Source organism: Marinobacter sp. es.042 (assembly GCF_900188315.1).
In the GTDB taxonomy this organism is placed as follows: Bacteria; Pseudomonadota; Gammaproteobacteria; order Pseudomonadales; family Oleiphilaceae; genus Marinobacter.
The window spans coordinates 363,500-383,073 of record NZ_LT897781.1 but is presented as its reverse complement, the minus strand read 5'-3'; the positions used below and the strand labels follow the sequence as shown (position 1 = coordinate 383,073).

Here is a 19,574-nt window from a genome sequence, read left to right as displayed (position 1 = left end):
GCCTCCGGTCGAACAGAATCCGCCATCCAACGGCATAATTGCAGGGATTTCTGGCCAGATTCCGGTTGGTATGAAACTCGGGATTTGTTAATGCGGGCTCTATTGTAACGTGAGCGTGGGGGATTTGCGTGTTATACCATCAGCCACCGGCGCGCTTCACCGTCCACCCCTTTTGCTCAAGCAGCGGAACCAGAAGGTCCCGCTGGTCACCCTGGATTTCGACCACACCATCTTTTACTGTGCCACCGGTGCCGCATTTGGCTTTCAGCACCTTGGCATAGGCTTTCAGTTCTTTGTCGTCCAGTGGAATGCCGGTAATCAGGGTGACACCCTTGCCCTTGCGGCCCTTTGTCTCCCGGCTTACCCTGACAATGCCATCCCCGACAGGCCGTGATGATGTACCGCAGGTACATTCATTCACGGGGTTACGGCAATCCGGGCACATGCGCCCCTGCTCGGTCGAAAAAACCAGACCGCCCTCAGATCGCTTCTTCATTCTGTCTCCGTGCTATTCCTGCCTTGTAACGCCTTCAATCGAGACCAGGAGGATACTTGGTAAACATTTCGGCCACGACCTCGTCGATCAGTTCTCTTCGAGTCTCGGGTGACTGGTTTTCATTGAGATAGCGCCGGCTGGCGGCTCGCCAGACAACTTCTTTCGACTTGCTGTCTGCCAGCTCTACAACCAGCTTGCCCTCTTTAATTTCACGTACCGGTGGCGGCGCAGACAGGGCCCAGCCGAAATTCCCGCTACCAAAACCAAATCCGAGTCCCACCCCCGTCTGCTCAAGACGCTCTTCGGGCACGATCTGCCAGCTAACCAGCAAGTCGGCCTCTGCTTCAGGGACCTGTTTCAGCGCTTTGCGATTCAGCTCTCGCTCAACGGCACTGCGCACCCGAGTGCCGTCGAGTGAGGTAAAGGAAGACGAATCGGTGCCTCCGGCAAACGCCCAGGAGGAATAATTACCGAAAACTACGGAAGAGTTGTAGTCGGTCACCACGTTGCTGGCACAACCGGTCATGGCCAGTGCAACAACCGCTAACATCAGAAAACGCATCATGATTCCTGTCCTCGATTGAGACTCAGATTTACGAATAGTATACGCCTCGCAGACGCACAACGATGCCCCCGGGATCCGTCACCTTTCAAAACTGTAATCCAGTTTATGGGCATCGCAGAAAGCTCCGAATGCTTCGACCTGGTCCTCGGGAACCAGAACACCAGCCCGCACCGCGGCCCCGTAATCCACCGATTCAACCGATGCCCCGTTCATCTCACACCAGTGCCGCAGCGGTTGCTCGTCAGCAAAAGACAGGAGCACCAGCGCGTACACCAAGGGTTTCTGGACCACCCGGTCAACAGCCGACAGCACGCTCTCTGCAGCTCCGGCATAGGCTCGCACCAGGCCACCGGCACCCAGTTTGATGCCGCCAAAGTACCGGATCACCATCACCAGCACATCCCCCATATCCTTGTGCTGAATCACGTTGAGAATCGGCTTCCCGGCCGTTCCGGACGGTTCACCATCATCGTTCATGCCAGCTTCGGCGGCAGAACCGGGACGCCCGATCTGGTAGGCCCAGCAGATATGCCGGGCATCCGGATGGTCCCGGTGAGCCTGTTCCAGCCAGTCCTTCACCTCCTCCCGCGAACTCACCGGGGCTACCCGGGCAATGAACCGGCTTTTCTTCACTTCCGTTTCACGCTCAAGGTATCCTGCGGGAACGGGGTAATCTTTTTTCATGGACAACGACCTATGGCCTCTGAAGACGAATACAACAACCCGGGCACGGCAAAGCCCGCGAAGATTCGAAAAGCGGCCTGCGGAATCCGCTTTGACGAAGACGAGCTGCAGGAGGGTATCGACTTTTCCGGCGCCGAAAAACTGAAACCTTCCGACCCGGAGCCGGAGTCAGCCGCCCCCGAAAAACACCGGAAGGCGAATCGTCACCCGTAAGCCGCCAGTTTCTCCCGCTGCTGCCCCGATCATGCCATCGTGGGCCGCTACGATGTCTCTGGCAATGGCCAGGCCAAGCCCCCAGCCCGTGCCCCCGCGAGACTTGTCTGCGCGGAAGAACGGCTCGAAAAGCTGGCCGATCAGCTCATCCGGAACGCCCGGCCCCTCGTCATCAACCGCTAGCGTCAACCAGTCATCGGCCACCGTCACGGCCAGATGAACAGCCCTGCCAGGTGGCGTGTGGTCGAGGGCATTCTGCAGGATGTTGTCGATGGCTCGCTGTAAAAGCCCTTCATCACCCAGCACCGACGCCCTTGAACTTTCCGGCGACACCACGAGTTTGCAGTCCACACCCTGGTGTTCGGCATAGTCCGCTGCATCCTTGAGGACTTGATTGATCACATGCACCAGCCGGAGGGGCTCGCGCTCGATATCGCCGCCGGCTTCGGTAACCCGGTATAACGTCAGTATCTGACCAGTCATGGTTTCAAGCCGTTCGTTCTGGCGCAGAATGCTGGCCATCAGCTCTTCATCTGCACCGGCCTCGTTTGCCAGCTCAATGGCGATACGCTGGCGGGTGAGCGGCGTTCGCAAATCGTGGGAAATATCCCGAAGCAGATGTTTCTGGCGTTCCAGCAGACTGCAGAGCTGTTCGGTCATGGCATTGAAAGCCGTGGCCAGTTGCCCCACCTCATCCCGGCGTTGGGCGATCTTTTCGCTGACTCTCAGAGAATTATCACCGGCCGCAATCGCCTGGGCGGTGCTTTCCATGTGTTTCAACGGTCGCGATACCAGGCGGGCGATCCACCAGCACGCCAGTGAAATCATCAGCAGGGCCAGCCCGAGCTCGATGGCCCTGAAGAATCTCGGGTTGAGCCAGCCTGCGCCCTGCACCCGTGGCCAGGCCACCAACCGGTAACCGCCGCCAACGTCCAGTACCGCGGGTTTCTGCGGGTACCAGCCAGACTTCATGCGGTCGCGGATGAACGAGGGCAGCTTGCCATCGTTTTCATCCTGTTCGAGCAACACCAGAAACAGTTCAAGACGCTCGCCTTCGTCCCGCAGAAAGCGCCAGGCTTCGCCACGGTCGCCGGCGTCGCGGATTGCGATAGCTTCTTCGGCCAGATCCCTTAGACCTGCCTGGCGCTCTATGGCTTCCCGCTCCCGGTCCAGAAGCATCCTGGTTGCAAGGTTACTGGCCACCACGGTGACCGCCATAGCCAGCCAGATCGACAGGAAGATCCGCCAGAACAGAGGGAACATGGGCCGCTGTTTCATTCCGGCACCCTATAGCTGTAACCCAGCCCCCTAACGGTTTCGATACGGGGCGGGTCGTCGTTGCCCAGCTTTTTGCGAAGGTTACTGATGTGCATATCAAGGGTGCGGTCGTAAGCTTCAAGGCGTCGGCCCAGCGCCCATTGCATGAGATCGGTTTTGCGGACCACGCTGCCTGCATGTGCCAGAAGAACCTGCAGAACCTCGTACTCGGTGGCGGTCAGCTCCATCGCCACATCATTCTGGTAAATTCGGCGATGACCCGGCTCGACACGGAGGTCGCCATAGGTCCGGGCCGCATTGACTTCGGTTTTCTGGTCCCAGGCAATCCGCCGCAAAAGCGCCTGCAGCCGGGCCACCAGCTCGCGCGGATTACAGGGTTTGGGAATATAGTCATCGGCACCAACCTCGAAACCGACGATCCGATCCGTTTCGTCGCCCCGGGCAGTCAGCAGTACCACGGGCAGATGGGTCTCTGCCCTCAGTTCCCGCAACACCTCGAGGCCGCTGATATCCGGCAGCATGATGTCGAGCACCACAATGTCGCAGTCCTGACCCAGCGCCAGGGCGAGGCCGTCCCGACCATTGGCGGCTTCCCGAATGGTAAATCCCTGATTGGTCAGGTAACGGGCAAGCAATTCCCGCAATTCATCATCGTCCTCGACCAGTAACACCCTGTTCTGCATGTTGCTTCTCCACCTGTCGTGCCGGCCACGGTTGCTGCCTGAAGTCTAACACGTCAGCCGCAAGCCACTGATTCGGGCCAGGCCACTTTGCAGAACCTTTACACTGGCTCCGGGGTGATCAAATGCCGTCTTCTGACGTATGGTATCGGGTACATAAAGGAGTTTTCCCTCACCATGTCAGAACCCGGACCAGCGACTCTCACACTGGAAACCTGCACCAGCATCAACGACATTCCCGCCCCTGAGTGGGAGCGGCTGGCTGGGCATAGCAATCCATTTCTTCGCTACGAGTTCTTCCAGGCACTCGAAGCTTCCGGCTGCACATCTGCAGAGACCGGGTGGTCGCCACGTCACCTCGTGTTCCGAAAGGCTGGCAAAATCGTCGGCCTTGCGCCGGCTTTTCTGAAGAGCCACTCCATGGGCGAGTATGTGTTTGACTGGGCCTGGGCCGAGGCATACCAACGGCATGGGCTGACGTACTATCCAAAATTACTGATCGCCATTCCCTTCACGCCATCCGCAGGGCCAAGGCTGCTGCTGGATCCGGAAATTCGACAACAGCTGGTACCGGAACAGGTTCATCACCTGTTGGACAGGCTGACCGATGAACTGGGAGCCCACTCCTGGCACCTGCTGTTTCCCGGCAAAGAGGATCAGAAGCTGCTTCACCACGAGCAGGCCTTACACCGCATCGGATGCCAGTTCCACTGGCATAACCATGATTACCGTAATTTCGAGGACTTTCTGGCGGCGCTGACTTCCCGCAAGCGCAAGTCCATTCGCAAGGAACGTCGCCAGGTTGCGGACCAGGGCATTTCCTTTATGCGCTTTCATGGCCGGGATATTCCCGAGCACGTGCTTTCCGCGTTCTACGTATTTTACCAGGCGACTTATCTGAAACGGGGCCAACGACCTTACCTCAACAAGCGATTCTTTGAGCTGCTTCTGGAACAGCTACCCGAACACGTACATCTGGTGATGGCAGTGCGCGAGGGCGAAATGATTGCCGGTGCCCTGTTCCTGGCGGGCAAAACCACCCTTTACGGGCGTTACTGGGGTTGCCTTGACGAATACAACCACCTGCACTTTGAAACCTGCTACTACCAGGGGATCGAACTGGCGATGGACCTCGGCCTCAGCCATATTGATGCCGGCGCCCAGGGCGAACACAAACTGGTACGTGGGTTTGAGCCAGTCATCACCCACTCCTGGCATGGTGTTCTGCACCCCGGCTTCCGCGAAGCCATAGAAAACTTCACCCGAGAGGAGGCAGACCACGTGCGTGCTTATTTCAGCGATGCGGAATCCGCCTTGCCCTTCAGACAGCAGACGCCGGATTAACTTCTATACTGATAGACCCAAACCGGATTTACGCGGGGGTCAGACACTATGGATACGGACCCATTGTGGAGCATGTTATCGGCAGGTGGCTTGCCGCTTCTGCTTTCGGCGGCAGCCCTGGGCCTGGCCGTGATTGCCCTATTCATCGGATCGGGCGCTCGCCGGCGTAGCGAGGACCAGTTGACCGCATTGCGAGAGCGTTCCGATACGCTGTGGCGGGAAGTTGACGACATACGGGTGGCACAATTCAATCGACCGGGTGAGTCCGGCAATGGCGCTTCGGGTTCTCCAGTTGAAGAAGCCCGTTATCAAACAGAAGTAGAAGCCTACGCCAAGATCTGGCCCCTGGTATGGAATCTACATGAACGCCTCGGCATGTTCCTGAGAGCGGTTGAAGGCGGCGAGGCGCCGGGCGAACTGAGATTGGAAGCTCGCAATGCCGCCCTGGAGGCCCGAGAGCTGCTTAACCGGAACCGCCCCTTCTGCACAGAGTCCGTCGATGAATTGGTTACCCGGCTGATTGATGCCGAGATCAAGGCGCACCTTTCGGCCTGCCAGTATCTGGAACTGCTAAAAGATGTCCCCAGTGACTCCTCCAATCACGACCGCCGGGTCTTGCAGGACAAATGCCACAGCCTGCATGAGGGCGAAGCCCGGGAGCTGATGAACCAGCTGGTTTCATCCATTCGGCACCGGGCAATCCGAAGCAACTGAGGGGTATCGGTTCAGCTGTTTGCGATACGGAACCCTACTTTCATTACCACCTGGTAGTGGCCCACCTTGCCATCAACGATATGGCCGCGGGTTTCGGTGACTTCAAACCACTCCATGTTGCGAACGCTTTTACCACATTCCTCAAGTGCATTCTCAATGGCGTCTTCAATGCTTTTCTTGGAAGACCCGACAATTTCCACTTTTTTGTACACGTGATGGTCAGACATTAAAGCCTCCTGGGAATTGCGATTTGTATTTCTGAGCCTAGAAGACAAGCGTCCTCACGGCAAACCACAGCCCGTTACAAGCCTCATCCGCCAACCCACGGCTGGCGTATCTGTCCCCTATAATCCAGGTAGTCGTGCGGAACTTTCTGTCACTCAGAGGGTCCCGTCTACCCCATGCTTCGGACTGAGTTCATGAAACGATTTTTCAGATACACCGGCTGGTTCTTCGGCGCCGTGCTCCTGCTGCTGGTTGGCCCGATTCTGCTTGCCACCAGTGGCAGCCTGCAGGGAGCCGAGAGCTGGCAAACAGCCACCCGGGAAAGCGCCCGAATTGCCCCTCTGCCAGAACAGGCCGAGGAAGCCATCGTCCAGGTATACGGCGCCCGGGCCTGGAGCTGGCGAGGTTACTTTGCCGTCCATACCTGGATAGCCACCAAGGAAAAAGGGGCCAGCCATTATCGGGTTCATGAAGTGACCGGCTGGCGCAGCTACGTGGTCAATTCCCGGCCCGGTGAGCCCGATAGACACTGGTACGGCTCAAAGCCGAACCTCTATGCCGACATCCGCGGCGAAGAAGCCGAACAGCTGATTCCCGACATCTACCAGGCAGTGGCGTCCTACCCCTACCCGACCGAATACGAAGCCTGGCCCGGCCCCAACAGCAACACCTTCGTGGCCTGGGTAATCAGGGAGGTTGAGGGTCTCGATGTGGCTCTGCCGAACCACGCGATCGGCAAGGACTACCTCGGCGACAGTATTATCGCAGAGGTTCCGGGTGGTGCGGGTTATCAGGTCTCACTGGGTGGGTACTTTGGTGTGCTGGCGGGTGTCCGCGAGGGACTGGAGCTGAACCTTCTGGGCCTATCCTTCGGTATCAACCCGTTGGCTTTGGGGATCAAACTGCCAGGCATCGGCGAGTTAGCGCTTAGAAACCCCAACCCGATAGCTGAAAATTCCCCTTAGGTTCGGGAAACAGGCGGGCAGGGGTTCCCAAAAATGTGCGGAGCCAGGGATGGCGGAGCCAAGCGTACACGGACGTATTTACAGCGTTTTTTGGGAACTCCTGCCCGCCTGTTTCGTGCTCCAAATCCAGACATCAAAGACTGGCAAACTCCAGATACCGGCTCGCCGCCTGCTTCTTCTCGTCCTGGCTGTTCAGCATTTCCAGACGCATCTTGTCGATCAGTTTCAGGTAATCATCAAGCGGTGATTCAGGCTTGCCGGCGTCTTTCGATTCTTCGATAAACGCCTTCTGCTTTTCGCGGATCTCGTTCAGCTTCTCGAGCGCCGAACGTATTGCCTCCACCCGCGCTTCTACCAGACCATTAGCGCCACGGTCGGGTGAGCCACGATCATTGCTCAGCACGGTCTCGACAGCCGGCGCATCGGCAGTGTTCTGCTCGGCCAGATCGATTTCTTCCAGGGTGCGAACCTCGCCGTCGGTGCTCAGATAGATGCCGGAACCCTTGATCTGGCCCAGCGGCACACCCTGACTGTTGGCCAGCGTGAAGCGGTCTTCTACATTGTCCACATAAAGCGCCTGAACGCCGACTTCTGAGAGGGATTTCAGAGCCTGTGAGCCCTCCGCAGTTTGCACCCACACGGACAACGACGCGAAGATCTCATCGTTGGCGTCAATCCAGCGGTTACCGTCGTCATCAAAACGGGCCAGCTCCCCAAAGCCGGAGCCGCTCCGGGGACCAAACAGTTCAGAGCCATCGTCCACCTTGCCGTTGCCATTTCGGTCCAGCACCAGGTAGCCGCTACCGCTGCCCAGGGTGGCAAACTGCCCGGTTTCACCGTTACCGTTCAGGTCGAACTCGAAGAGGGTATCGGTCAGGCGGGCTGTGGCAGTGCCGAAGTTGATCACCAGAGGGTCGGTGAGTGGCCGTTCCTGAATCTGCACCAGTTCCGAGTACTCGTAGGTCCGGGACTGGGACTGTCGCAGTGACAGGGTGAAGTCGATGGTCTCGCCATTCTCCAATGCGATGGTGCCAGTGGAAGCAAAGCTTCTGGATTCGCTCTCCGAGTAAAACATATAGCGTCCGGCAGAAACCGAGAGACTGCCCCGACCCTCGACACCCGCATCACCACCGAGGGCGGCACGGCTAACGCTCAGTGCCTGCTGGCCCATCAGAAACAACTCCGAGGTTTTCTCGGCAAGCTGCGCACTGGTAAAGACGCTCTGCTGACCGCCATCCGTCACGGTGCTGCTGCCGCTGAAGGCGAGCTGCTCCTGGCTGCTGTAACGATAGGCAGCCTGGCGCATGAGCGTAAACTCTGAGCCAACCGCGTTCTCATTGGCCTGCGGCGCAGCAGCAGATTGCCGGTTGATGCGGAGCTGCGTGCTTTCAAAAGCCGATACCTGGCGGGAACTGTCCTGGAAAAGCGAAATCTGGCTGGAGGAAATCATGGCTCTGGGCACCTGTAATTACTACACAGGTATATCGGCCGCAGCCCCCCGGACTTGAGCGCTTTTTAATCACTTCAGATTCGAGAGGTTAGGCCAGAAACCGCACGATTCCGGCAGCGGCAATCCCGGCGGCAATGGCCGGGAGAGGTTTACGCAACGCGAGCATGGTAACCGCCGTCGTGGTCAGGGCCGCCAGCGCACCAGCGTCCCCCGTCACTGCCATGGGCACAATGATGGCAATCAGGACCGAGCTGGCCATGGTGTTGATAAAGCTCTCGATACGAGGATTGATCTTCACGAACGACATGATGAACACGCCGCCAAAACGGGTTACCAGTGTAACGGCGGTCATGATCGCAATCAGGAACAGAATACCGGCTGTGGTGGTCTCAACGGTCATGGGTGCTGTCCTCCGCGTCAGAAGCGGGCGCAGGCTTTCGCTCGAGCCAGAAGAACCCGATCGCACCACCAGCGAGCGCGCCCACGACGACGTGGGTATTCGCCGGCAACCATTTCCAGGCCGCCAATGAAGCCAGCGCTGCAACGGTCCAGGCCACGAGCACTCTCGGGGATTTCTTGCCGCCCAGTGCCATGGCCAGGAGGAAGCAGCCGAGAACCATGTCCAGGCCCAGGGATTTGGGATCCTGCAGAAGGCCACCAAAATAGACGCCCAGACCGGTCCCGATGATCCAGGCCAGCCAAAGAGCCAACCCGCCACCAAGGATAACCTCCAGGTTTCGTCGGCCACTCTGGTATTCCTGGGCCGAAACCGCCCAGTTGGCATCGGTCAGCAACAGCAAGAGACCATAGCGCTTGCCCGGCGAGACATCTTTCAACATCGGGTACAGCGAAGCGCCCATAAGCAGATGGCGGGAATTGATGGCAAAGACCACCGCGATCATCGGAAGTACAGATACCTCGGTGCCCCACATATCGACGGCGGCAAACTGGGAGGCCCCGGCAAACACCGTCGCACTCATCAGCACCGCCTGAAGCGGCTCAAGGCCTTTCTGGGTAGCTGCCAATCCAAAGGCAGCGCCAAACGCCACCACGAATAACGAGATGGGAAGCAGCCGGAAAAACTCCACCCGTACCCGGGCCGGCTGAAGCTGATAAGAATAGGAAGCGACAGACATCCGGGGAAACTAGGTCAGTTTCCCCGATCCGCGTATAGGTAGTTTCCGCAGAATGGGGCACATCTGCGACTAATGGACCAGATCCGCGCAACGCATGACGGCATTTAACCTCATGATTGACTCAAATGTTTACCGGGGAGGCGCCTGAATCCGGGGATGAGCCTTGTATCGGATAGTTCACTTTCGCATGTTGACGTTAACGTCAATTGCCGCTAGTTTGTTTTTCGTCCAGCCCCAAAAGGGCACTTTCGGTGGGCCACCCCCCAGCGGATATACCGGACACCTGAAATCGGAACGCCGGCCACAAGCCGGCAGACAAGAACAAGATACCCGCTCATGCCGAGATCCGGCCGGTGGGAGAGGATTTCACAATGCTATTCAGCCATCCCGAGTTCGATAACCACGAACATCTGTCCTTTTTCTGCGATCCCGAAACCGGCCTGAAGGCCATCGTTGCCATCCATAACACTTCCCGCGGCCCCGCATTGGGAGGCTGCCGAATGTTTCCCTATGCCTCCGATGAAGAGGCAGTTCGCGATGTCTTGCGCCTTTCGCGGGGCATGACCTACAAATCGGCCCTCGCCAACCTGGATCTGGGTGGCGGCAAGTCCGTGATTATTGGCGACCCGCGCAAACAGAAAACCGAAGCGCTGATGGAGGCCATGGGCCGCCATCTGGAAAGTCTTGGCGGGCAGTACATTGCGGCGGAAGACTCGGGCACCAGCGTACCCGACCTCAAGGTCATGGGCCGACACACCGGCCACGTTGCGGGAATCGCCTCGCGCACCGGTTTCGACGGCAACCCAAGCAACGGCGACCCGTCACCGGCGACAGCCTACGGCACCTTTATCGGCCTCAAAGCAGCAGTAAAACACAAACTTGGGCGGGACGACCTCAACGGTTTGAAGGTAGCCATTCAGGGCATCGGTAATGTCGGTTTCCGGTTGGCCAGACACCTTAAGGATGCCGGCGCTGATCTCTGGATCTATGACATCCATGACGACAATATGCGGCGGGCCGTGGACCAGCTGGGAGCCAAGCCAGCGGCTGCCGAAGACATTTTGTCACTGCCTGTGGACGTGGTAGCGCCCTGTGCCATGGGGGCAGTACTGAACGATGACAGCATTCCCCAATTGAAGGCCCGGATCGTCGCCGGCGCCGCCAACAATCTGCTGGAACACCCTGAGCACGATGCCATGCTGCAGGACCGGGGCGTTCTCTATGCACCGGACTTTGCCATCAATGCAGGTGGCATCATCGATGTGTTCTACGAGCGCGCCGGCGCCACACCGGAAACCGTTCGCGCCCACGTCGATACCATCGGCGATACCCTGACCGAAATCTTCAACCGTTCCGACCGCTCGGGTCGCCCCACCGGGGAGATTGCCAACGAGCTTGCCGAGGAACGGTTCAAAAAGCACACCGCCGGAGCCGGACAGGCGTCCGAGCGATTGGCCCGCACCGGCTGAGCTGACACCGGCGCACCCCCAGGAAGCTGCAGACAGCTGCGGCTTCCCTCTTAAACCCTGATACAAAAACAAATACTTCGGGAGATAGTTATGTCCGTCACTTCTTCAGATTCCGCCGCTTATTCCGGGGCGCTTGAAGGTTCAAACGCCCAACGCGGGCTCTGGTCATCACGTCTGGCCTTTATTCTCGCCGCTACCGGCTCTGCCGTCGGCCTGGGCAATATCTGGAAATTTCCTTATGTCACCGGTGAGAACGGTGGCGGCGCCTTCGTGCTGGTGTATTTGCTGTGCATCGCGGTCGTCGGGATTCCTATCATGATGGCGGAAGTCATGATCGGTCGTCGCGGTGGCAGGAGCCCCGTCAAGAGTCTGAGCCTGATCGCCGAGCATGACCGACTCAAGCCGGCATGGAAGCTGGTTGGTGCCATCGGCATTCTGGCGGGTTTTCTGATTCTGTCGTTCTACTCGGTCATCGGCGGCTGGGCCATTTCCTATGTAGGCACAACCGCCAGCGGCCAGCTTGCCGGGCAGTCTGCCGACGCCGTAGGCGCCATCTTCTCGGGCCTTCTAAGCGATCCCACCAAACTGCTGGCCTGGCATACCCTCTTCATGGCTATGGTGATGGTTGTGGTAATGCGAGGCGTTCGCTCGGGGCTTGAGCGGGCTGTCAGCATTCTCATGCCGGCCCTGTTCGTGCTGCTATTGATCGTGGTCGGCTATGCAATGACAACCGGGCACTTCGGGCAAGCCGCCGCCTTCCTGTTCCAGCCCGATTTCTCCAAGCTCACGACATCCGGAATACTGGTAGCCCTGGGGCACGCGTTCTTCACCCTGAGCCTTGGTATGGCGGTCATGATGGCTTATGGCTCTTACCTGCCCAAGAACATTTCCATTGCCAAGACCTCGATCACCGTATCGGTCATCGACACCGGCGTGGCGCTGCTCGCAGGCCTGGCCATCTTCCCGATTGTGTTCGCGAACGGCCTTGAGCCGGGAGCGGGGCCGGGGCTGATCTTCCAGACCCTGCCGCTGGCCTTCGGCCAGATGCCCATGGGCTCCCTGTTCGGCACCCTGTTCTTTGTACTTCTGATCTTTGCCGCCTGGACGTCGGGGATTTCGCTGTTGGAGCCGATTGTGGAGTGGCTGGAAGAACGTAAAGGCATGAACCGCACCGTCAGCACACTGGGCGCCGGTTTTGTCTGCTGGGGCCTGGGCATTGCCTCGATTCTGTCCCTGAACCTCTGGTCCGACTTCGCACCGCTTGGCTTTGTCCCCATGCTGGAAGGCAAGACCATTTTCGACCTGCTGGACTTCTTCACCGCCAACATCATGCTGCCCCTGGGCGGACTGCTGGTGGCCCTGTTCGCGGGCTGGGTGATGTCACGTCAGGCCATGGAGCGTGAACTGGCACTGTCACCGGCCATGTTTAACCTGTGGCTGATCACCGTGCGTTTCATCACTCCGGTTGCCGTGGCAGTGGTGTTTATCTACAACCTGATGTGAACAGCGTGAACTTGGGGTCAGATGAACGCTTTCATCTGACCCCGTCTTCGTCAAAGTTGCTTGAGAACCGACGCCAGCGTCTCCCCGATACGGGCATTCAGTTTCAAATCCACCAGATCTTCAGCCCGCGTCCGCCCCAGGTTCAGGGTGGCAATGGGCTTGTTCCACTCGTTGGCGTACCGGCAGAAACGGAACCCGGAATACACCATCAACGACGAACCGATTACCAAGAGGCCATCACTGGCCTTGAGCGTGTCCAGGGCGGAGTAGACCCGGTCTTTGGGGACGAAATCTCCGAAGAACACCACATCCGGCTTCAGAATCCCTTCGCACTTCGGGCAATCCGCCAGCCGGAAATCCTCGAAATCCACATCCAGATCGGCATCGCCATCCGGCGCTGTCTCGGCAGTATATTTCTGGAAGCCCGGATTCAAATCGGCGCATCGATCGTGCACCTCGTCGCGCGGGCAACGGTAGCCGCAACTCATGCACACCACCTCATCGGCCCGCCCATGCAGATCCGTCACTGCCCGGGTGCCTGCCTTCTGGTGCAAGCGGTCCACGTTCTGGGTAACCACCAGACTGCTGTGGTTGAGCAGTTCCAGGTCAGAGATGTAATGGTGGGAAGGATTGGGTCTGGCATTACGCATGACCGGCCAGCCAATCAGGCTCCGGCCCCAGTAGCGCTGGCGGGTGTAGACGTCTTCCATGAACGCCTTGTGCTGAACTGGCTGCTTGCGCTTCCAGGCGCCATCGCCGTCCCGGTAGTCCGGGATGCCCGAATCGGTACTGACCCCTGCGCCAGTCAGGATCAGCAAGCGAGGATGGCGCTGGATAAACTCCGCCAGCAACGCCCCGGCCTCCTCCGGCTCATGCAACACCGGCGGCTGCTCCGGCTCGGGCAGGCGCTGGCTGGAGCTGAAAGGTCGGCTGCGGTGCGTGGTTAAAGACATACAGACTCCGGTTTCTCAGCCCGGCTTACGGGCCACATACACGGTGTTGAACGATTCCCTGTTCTGAAATGGATTGAAGAAGGATACGACATGGCAGTCCACATCGGTGAACACCTCGTTGAGAACGGCCATAAACTCGTCATTTTCGCCCTCGTTCGACCACATGGCAAAAACCCCTCGGGGCTTCAGTTGCCGGGCCATCAGCCTCAGGTTGTTGGCGGTGTAGAAGCTGGCACTGGAATCGTGCAGCAGCGCCCGGGGGGAATGGTCGATATCCAGAAGAATGGCATCGAATGGCTTGCCGGGGTTCTCAGGATCGAAACCACCCTCTGCCGGATCGGCAATCGCCAGGTCGAAGAAACTGCCATGGACGTAGCGGTTCCGGGGATCAGCATTCAGATCTTTACCAAGAGGCACCAGCTCCTGCTGATGCCATCCGATCACGGGTTTCAGATACTCAACCACCAGCAGTTCGGCAACACGCTCGTGCCGGAGCGCCGCCACCGCGGTGTAACCCAGGCCCAGGCCACCAACAACCACCCGGAGATCATCGCCCTCGGTTTCGCCCAGCCCGATATCAGAGAGAGCCACTTCGGCATCCACGAACATGCTGGACATCAGGAATTCCTCGCCCAGCTTCACCTCGTAGATATCCCTGTCGCCAATCGCCGGAATCCGGCGCCGGCGCAGAGTAATCTCGCCGATGACCGACGGTTGGCTGTCAATTTGCTCGAAAAGCAGTCCCATTAATTCCAACTCTTATGTTTTAGCTGAAAACGATACACCTGAGTTCGTCGCTACCAGCCTTAAAGTCCGTGCCAGGAGCGGCTAGGAGGACCCTTTCAAAACACGCTCCTTGCGGCACATCCATGTGACGCTTGGGCTCCGCCATCCCTGGCTCCGCACAGTTTTGAAAGGGTCCTCCCAGCCGCTCCTACCGCATACTCCCAAGTCCGCTATGGATTAGGCACCTCAAGACACGACTTTAAAATCCGCTGCATCTTCTCCGCTCCCAGTTTCTCCATCAACTCGATGTTTCTTTGGGGTATTGCATCCACATCGGGATAACTGTCAATCGCCGCTTCCAGACTGGCTTCCCGCAAGAGGTGCAGCATGGGAAATGGCGACCGATTGGTGTAGTTCTCCGCCGCATCGGGCTCGGTGCCCGCAAACTGGTAATCCGGGTGGAAACTGGCGATCTGGTAAACCCCTTCCATCTCCAGATACGCCAACAAACCATCTGCCGCATCAAGAAACTCATTGTAGGGCCCGAAATCCTGCAATACGCCCGGATGGATCAACAGCGTGGTTTCAATCTCCGGCTCATCTTCCAGACGCTGAAGCTCCGAGTGCAAGGCCTGTAAGAGCTCGTCTTCCGTTTCGGCTTCCGACACCACAAACCGAACCCGGTTCCGGACCAGTTCCCGTTTTGCGAACGGGCACAAGTTGTAGCCGACGACGACGTCTTCAACCCATTTGCGGGTAGCACTAATGACTTCAGTCTCGCCCATTTTTCCGTATCCGTTGTTTTGTTTGAGGCTCACTCACAGGTTAGAGCGGGCGTGTGGGACTGGCTTTCCAAAACTGTGCGGAGCCAGGGATGGCGGAGCCCAAGCGTCACATGGATGTGCCGCAAGGAGCGTGTTTTGGAAAGCCAGTCCCACATGACCGCCTGCACCCAACCCTGAGCATTAGAAGTACCCCTGGCTCCGAAGATAATCATCGTAGGAACCGCTGAAGTCGGTCACCCCGTCGGCCTTAAGCTCTATAATTCGAGTCGCAAGGGAAGAAACAAACTCCCGATCATGGCTGACGAAAATCAGTGTACCCGGATAGTTCTCCAGCGCCAGGTTCAATGCCTCGATGGACTCCATATCCAGGTGGTTCGTGGGCTCATCCATCAGCATCACATTGGGCCTCTGCAGAATCAGCTTGCCGAACAGCATCCTGCCCTGCTCGCCGCCCGAGATCACACGCACCGATTTCCCGATATCGTCACCCGAGAACAGCATGCGGCCCAGGGTACCGCGCACCAGCTGTTCGCCGCCCTTGGTCCACTGGGCCATCCAGTCGGTCAGGGTTTCATCCTCGGCAAAGTCCGCCGTGTGGTCCTGGGCGAAATACCCCACTTCCGCACTGTCGGTCCACTTCACCTCGCCACTGTCGGGCGTATAGGCCCCTGACATGCACTGCAGAAGCGTGGTTTTGCCGATGCCGTTGGGACCGATGATGGCGATTCGCTCGCCGGCTTCGACCTGCAGGTTCAGATTCTTGAACAGGGGCTTATCATCAAAGCCCTTGGTCATGTTCTTGAGAGTCACCGCCTGGCGGTGAAGTTTCTTGCCCTGTTCAAAACGGATAAACGGGCTCACCCGACTTGAGGGCTTCACCTCTTCCAGCTGGATCTTGTCGATCTGGCGGGCACGGGAGGTGGCCTGCTTGGCCTTGGAGGCGTTGGCCGAAAAGCGGCTGACGAACTGCTGCAGCTCGGCAATCTGCGCCTTTTTCTTGGCGTTGTCCGACAGCATACGCTCGCGGGCCTGGGTGGCGGCGGTCATGTATTCGTCATAGTTGCCCGGGAACAGGCGCAGTTCGCCATAGTCCAGGTCCGCCATGTGGGTGCACACGCTGTTCAGGAAGTGACGATCGTGGGAAATGATAATCATGGTGCTGTTGCGGGCCACCAGTATGTTTTCCAGCCAGCGGATGGTGTTGATGTCCAGGTGGTTGGTGGGCTCGTCCAGCAGCAACACATCAGGATCGGAGAACAGCGCCTGGGCCAGCAACACCCGCAGCTTCCAGCCCGGTGCCAGCGCGCTCATTGGGCCGTTGTGCTGCTCCAGCGGAATATCCAGGCCAAGCAACAGCTCGCCGGCGCGGGCATCCGCGGTATAGCCGTCCATTTCAGCGAACTGGACTTCCAGGTCCGCGACGGCCATCCCGTCTTCTTCGCTCATCTCGGGCAGGGAATAGATCCGGTCCCGCTCTTTCTTGACCTGCCAGAGCTCCTCATGCCCCATGATCACGGTATCGATAACCGAGCAATCCTCATAGGCAAACTGGTCCTGGCGCAGTTTACCCAGACGGACATTGGGCTCCAGCATGACCTGGCCGGCGGAGGGCTCGAGATCGCCACCCAGGATTTTCATCAGTGTGGACTTGCCACAGCCATTGGCCCCGATCAGGCCATAGCGGTTGCCGTTACCAAATTTGGCGGAGACGTTTTCAAACAGGGGTTTAGCCCCGAATTGCATGGTGATATTGGCGGTGGAGATCAAGAAACAAACCTGTCGATGTGGGGCCGGGCATGCGCCGGCGAAAAGAAAGCCGGCATTGTACAGGTTTGCCCGGTGGACTGTGAGGCCGCAGAAACACGGATAAAAAGGGCTTGCCTCTGGCGAGCTCTGAGGGCAGCATTCCGGTTCTGATGTATACATTCATCCGACACAAGGACATTGATCATGGCACAGGCTACAGCGCGCCACATTCTGGTAGACAGCGAAGCGAAATGCGAAGAACTGAAAAAAGCGATTGAAGGCGGACAGGACTTTGCCGAAGTGGCAAAGCAGCACTCCTCCTGCCCCTCCGGTCGCAACGGCGGAGATCTTGGCTCCTTTGGCCCGGGCCAGATGGTTCCCGAGTTCGACAAAGCGGTTTTCAACGGTGAAGTGAACACCGTTATCGGTCCGGTCAAGACCCAGTTTGGTTATCACCTGCTGGAAGTGACCAGCCGCAGCTAATGATTCCTGGTTCCATACCGGGACTGCAAACCACTGGCCGGCGGCTACCGCTGCTGGCCGGTGCCGCTTCTCTGCTCATCGCGCCTTTTCTGTTTGTCGGCGGGCCTGACTGGGCCTCGGGGCCACTTCTCAAATCGGCCTGGAACCTTGGCCACATCCTTCTGTTTGCACTACTCACTCTGGCGGTCAGACCCTGGCAGTGGCTAAGTGGCTGGCGTCTATGGCTCGCGGTTACCGTCGTCTTGCTGGTGCTCGGAATTGGTATCGAGTTGATCCAGGGCGGACACAATCGCGACATGGATGGGCGGGACCTCCTGCGCAACCTGATTGGCAGTTGGCTGGTTATCGCATGGCGCCCCTTGCTTACATCAGAGCGGCGAAACTCTCTCGGCGAAGGCCTGGTGGCCGCATCCGTTGCGCTGCTACTGTGTTTTGAGCTGGGAGCTACCGGCATGGTGGCTGCCCGGCAATGGCAGGTACACGAACAACTCCCTCTGCTATACGATTTCACCCATCAGAATCCCGGCGCATTCTGGACCGGCAGGCTCACGGTCTCTGCCGACCACTCGCTGAATAATGCGCAGAGCCTGAAACTTGATCTCGGCACTGAAACCTACTCGGGGGTCTCACTCAACAATCTCCCGGCCGATTGGCGTGATTACGAAACACTGAGCATTACCCTGTTCAATCCCTCAACCGCTCCCCTGACGCTGACGCTGCGAATCAATGACGTAGCCCATGACCGCAGCGATCATGCCTACAACGACCGCTACAACACCCGTCTGACCCTGAGCCCTGGTTCCAATACCTTCACCCGGAAACTGGCCGACATCGAAAACGCTCCCGATGGCCGGTCCATGGATATGTCCCAAGTCAGAAGAATGGGGCTTTTTTCGGTTCGCCTGCCCGAGCCCCGCACTGTTTATCTGTTGGATCTGAGACTGGACTAACCGAGCGTCCAGGGATTATCAGTTATCGGTTCGGCGCCAGCGTCGGTGACCAGAATCGTTTCGCTACACCCAATGCCCCATTGCCCGGGAATACGCAAACAGATGGGCAGGTGGAAAACCATTCCCGGTCGAAATTCCACATTGCCACCCCTGGCAATGAAGCCCGAGCCCTCCACCCAGGATGGCGGGAACTGGGCGCCCACCGTGTAGCCAAATACCCCGGAGAAAAACACCTTTCCGGCCAATGGCTGGAGCGACTTCTCGGCGTCCTGGGCGGCCTGGTCGAAAGTGACTCCCGGACGGATCGACGTCAGCAGGGTATCCACAATCCGACGACAGCCGTCATGGACCCGACGCATTTCAGCCGACGGCTCGCCACCAGCAACCACGGTCTGCATCATGGGTGCCGTGTAGCGGTTCCAGGCTGAGCCGAATTCCAGAAAAACAGGGTCGCCTTTCTGCACCACCGTACGTTTGTGATTGCAGTGGATCACGCTGCTGCGACGACCGGTAACAACAATGGGCTGCATGCTCATGAATTCACTGCCGGCCGCCAGCAGCGCCCTCGCGCCTTCGGCGGCAATGTCATTATCAGTGACGCCCGGCTGGACCGCGGCCACGGCCGCCCTGAAACCTTCGGCTGTTATCCGGGCGCTTTCACGCAGGCACCGGATTTCGGCATCGGACTTGACGATCCGGATCTGCTTCAACAGACCGCCGTTATTCAGAAATCTTACTCCGGGCATCCGAGCTTGCAGGCCTTCCAGCACGCCCTGGCGCAGAGAGCCATGCCAGGCATCAATACCCACGGTCTCCACGCCGTCGTTCAAGGCCTGAACCAGTGGTTCCAATACCTCGCCGATGCCTTCCCACCGGTATCCGCTGACCCGGGCGACCCGGGTTGTCATCATCGCAGGCCCCATCTCGATAGACGGCACCTGCAAAAGCAGGTCCTCCTGGGTAACCACCAGGGCCACGTGAACGGATACTTCAAAAGTGCTATAGCCGGTCAGGTAAAAAATATCCGAAGGATCGGTCAACAGCAGGGCGCCAAAATCCTCCCGGGCCATCCCATCCCGGACACGAGCAAGACGCTCGTCGAACTCCTGCTCCGGAAACGGACACTCCAGCCCCCTCAGTTGTGAGGACAAGGCTTCCTGATAGGCATTGAAATCCATAACGACACTCCTCACTCGCATATACTAGGGA

The 19,574-nt window shown here is 58.4% G+C and carries 22 protein-coding genes; 8 read left to right on the top strand and 14 right to left on the bottom strand.

Going from position 1 to position 19,574, the window contains the following annotated elements; translation table 11 throughout:
- Positions 1–139: 139 nt before the first annotated feature.
- The 3 genes from CFB02_RS01975 to CFB02_RS01965 form a co-directional block, all read right to left on the bottom strand.
- Positions 140–496, bottom strand: coding sequence for a translation initiation factor Sui1 (locus CFB02_RS01975; RefSeq protein ID WP_088556653.1), 357 nt, complete (start codon positions 494–496; stop codon positions 140–142).
- A gap of 34 nt (positions 497–530) precedes the next feature.
- The gene (locus CFB02_RS01970; RefSeq protein WP_172835845.1) at positions 531–1,058 is read right to left on the bottom strand and encodes a DUF4136 domain-containing protein; all 528 of its coding nucleotides are present in this window, start codon (positions 1,056–1,058) and stop codon (positions 531–533) included.
- Positions 1,059–1,139: 81 nt separating this feature from the next.
- Positions 1,140–1,745 carry a YigZ family protein gene (locus tag CFB02_RS01965; protein ID WP_088556651.1) on the bottom strand — a complete coding sequence of 202 codons (606 nt, stop codon included), beginning with the start codon at positions 1,743–1,745 and terminating at the stop codon, positions 1,140–1,142.
- A 12-nt stretch (positions 1,746–1,757) separates the two neighbouring features.
- Here CFB02_RS01965 and CFB02_RS01960 point away from each other — a divergent pair, with 12 nt between their 5' ends.
- On the top strand, positions 1,758–1,958 hold the full coding sequence (locus CFB02_RS01960) for a hypothetical protein (RefSeq protein ID WP_088556650.1): 201 nt from the start codon (positions 1,758–1,760) through the stop codon (positions 1,956–1,958).
- Here CFB02_RS01960 and CFB02_RS01955 read toward each other — a convergent pair.
- On the bottom strand, positions 1,914–3,236 hold the full coding sequence (locus CFB02_RS01955; RefSeq protein ID WP_088556649.1) for a sensor histidine kinase: 1,323 nt from the start codon (positions 3,234–3,236) through the stop codon (positions 1,914–1,916). The two genes, CFB02_RS01960 and CFB02_RS01955, sit on opposite strands and share 45 nt — an antisense overlap.
- The gene (locus CFB02_RS01950; RefSeq protein WP_008173941.1) at positions 3,233–3,919 is read right to left on the bottom strand and encodes a response regulator transcription factor; all 687 of its coding nucleotides are present in this window, start codon (positions 3,917–3,919) and stop codon (positions 3,233–3,235) included. The genes CFB02_RS01955 and CFB02_RS01950 overlap by 4 nt, the downstream gene beginning before the upstream one ends.
- Before the next feature lie 174 nt (positions 3,920–4,093).
- Between CFB02_RS01950 and CFB02_RS01945 the strand changes: the two genes are divergently transcribed.
- Together CFB02_RS01945 and CFB02_RS01940 are read left to right on the top strand one after the other, a co-directional pair.
- The gene (locus tag CFB02_RS01945; protein WP_088556648.1) at positions 4,094–5,260 is read left to right on the top strand and encodes a GNAT family N-acetyltransferase; all 1,167 of its coding nucleotides are present in this window, start codon (positions 4,094–4,096) and stop codon (positions 5,258–5,260) included.
- Positions 5,261–5,308: 48 nt separating this feature from the next.
- Positions 5,309–5,974 (top strand): hypothetical protein, encoded by a 666-nt coding sequence (locus CFB02_RS01940; protein WP_088556647.1) that lies wholly within the window; start codon positions 5,309–5,311, stop codon positions 5,972–5,974.
- Between the two features lie 11 nt (positions 5,975–5,985).
- On the opposite strand, the gene CFB02_RS01935 is transcribed toward CFB02_RS01940, so the two are convergent.
- On the bottom strand, positions 5,986–6,201 hold the full coding sequence (locus CFB02_RS01935; RefSeq protein WP_008173934.1) for a dodecin: 216 nt from the start codon (positions 6,199–6,201) through the stop codon (positions 5,986–5,988).
- Positions 6,202–6,393: 192 nt separating this feature from the next.
- On the opposite strand from CFB02_RS01935, the gene CFB02_RS01930 reads away from it, so the two are divergent.
- Positions 6,394–7,164 carry a DUF3750 domain-containing protein gene (locus CFB02_RS01930; RefSeq protein ID WP_088559132.1) on the top strand — a complete coding sequence of 257 codons (771 nt, stop codon included), beginning with the start codon at positions 6,394–6,396 and terminating at the stop codon, positions 7,162–7,164.
- A gap of 133 nt (positions 7,165–7,297) precedes the next feature.
- Here CFB02_RS01930 and CFB02_RS01925 read toward each other — a convergent pair whose 3' ends face one another.
- The 3 genes from CFB02_RS01925 to CFB02_RS01915 form a co-directional block, all read right to left on the bottom strand.
- Positions 7,298–8,614: a hypothetical protein gene (locus CFB02_RS01925; protein WP_088556646.1), complete on the bottom strand. Its 1,317-nt coding sequence runs from the start codon at positions 8,612–8,614 to the stop codon at positions 7,298–7,300.
- A gap of 88 nt (positions 8,615–8,702) precedes the next feature.
- Positions 8,703–9,014 (bottom strand): AzlD family protein, encoded by a 312-nt coding sequence (locus CFB02_RS01920; RefSeq protein ID WP_008173928.1) that lies wholly within the window; start codon positions 9,012–9,014, stop codon positions 8,703–8,705.
- Positions 9,004–9,750 (bottom strand): AzlC family ABC transporter permease, encoded by a 747-nt coding sequence (locus CFB02_RS01915; RefSeq protein WP_088556645.1) that lies wholly within the window; start codon positions 9,748–9,750, stop codon positions 9,004–9,006. The genes CFB02_RS01920 and CFB02_RS01915 overlap by 11 nt, the downstream gene beginning before the upstream one ends.
- A 371-nt stretch (positions 9,751–10,121) precedes the next feature.
- On the opposite strand from CFB02_RS01915, the gene CFB02_RS01910 reads away from it, so the two are divergent.
- Together CFB02_RS01910 and CFB02_RS01905 are read left to right on the top strand one after the other, a co-directional pair.
- Positions 10,122–11,219: a Glu/Leu/Phe/Val family dehydrogenase gene (locus CFB02_RS01910; RefSeq protein WP_088556644.1), complete on the top strand. Its 1,098-nt coding sequence runs from the start codon at positions 10,122–10,124 to the stop codon at positions 11,217–11,219.
- Positions 11,220–11,309: 90 nt separating this feature from the next.
- Positions 11,310–12,722: a sodium-dependent transporter gene (locus tag CFB02_RS01905; protein ID WP_088556643.1), complete on the top strand. Its 1,413-nt coding sequence runs from the start codon at positions 11,310–11,312 to the stop codon at positions 12,720–12,722.
- Between the two features lie 50 nt (positions 12,723–12,772).
- Here CFB02_RS01905 and CFB02_RS01900 read toward each other — a convergent pair whose 3' ends face one another.
- The 4 genes from CFB02_RS01900 to CFB02_RS01885 all read right to left on the bottom strand — a co-directional run bounded on the left by CFB02_RS01900 (position 12,773) and on the right by CFB02_RS01885 (position 16,953).
- Positions 12,773–13,675 (bottom strand): NAD-dependent protein deacetylase, encoded by a 903-nt coding sequence (locus CFB02_RS01900; RefSeq protein WP_088556642.1) that lies wholly within the window; start codon positions 13,673–13,675, stop codon positions 12,773–12,775.
- 15 nt (positions 13,676–13,690) lie between these two features.
- Positions 13,691–14,422 (bottom strand): spermidine synthase, encoded by a 732-nt coding sequence (locus tag CFB02_RS01895; protein WP_088556641.1) that lies wholly within the window; start codon positions 14,420–14,422, stop codon positions 13,691–13,693.
- Between the two features lie 209 nt (positions 14,423–14,631).
- Positions 14,632–15,186 carry a DUF1415 domain-containing protein gene (locus CFB02_RS01890; RefSeq protein ID WP_088556640.1) on the bottom strand — a complete coding sequence of 185 codons (555 nt, stop codon included), beginning with the start codon at positions 15,184–15,186 and terminating at the stop codon, positions 14,632–14,634.
- A gap of 180 nt (positions 15,187–15,366) precedes the next feature.
- Positions 15,367–16,953, bottom strand: coding sequence for an ABC-F family ATPase (locus tag CFB02_RS01885; RefSeq protein ID WP_088556639.1), 1,587 nt, complete (start codon positions 16,951–16,953; stop codon positions 15,367–15,369).
- A 183-nt stretch (positions 16,954–17,136) separates the two neighbouring features.
- Between CFB02_RS01885 and CFB02_RS01880 the strand changes: the two genes are divergently transcribed.
- On the top strand, positions 17,137–17,415 hold the full coding sequence (locus CFB02_RS01880; protein ID WP_088556638.1) for a peptidylprolyl isomerase: 279 nt from the start codon (positions 17,137–17,139) through the stop codon (positions 17,413–17,415).
- The gene (locus CFB02_RS01875; RefSeq protein WP_088556637.1) at positions 17,415–18,365 is read left to right on the top strand and encodes a succinyl-CoA synthetase subunit beta; all 951 of its coding nucleotides are present in this window, start codon (positions 17,415–17,417) and stop codon (positions 18,363–18,365) included. Before CFB02_RS01880 ends, CFB02_RS01875 begins: the two co-directional genes overlap by 1 nt.
- On the opposite strand, the gene CFB02_RS01870 is transcribed toward CFB02_RS01875, so the two are convergent.
- Entirely contained in the window at positions 18,362–19,543 is a 1,182-nt protein-coding gene (locus tag CFB02_RS01870) for a M24 family metallopeptidase (RefSeq protein ID WP_088556636.1), read from the bottom strand. The genes CFB02_RS01875 and CFB02_RS01870 overlap by 4 nt on opposite strands.
- Between the last annotated feature and the right edge of the window lie 31 nt (positions 19,544–19,574).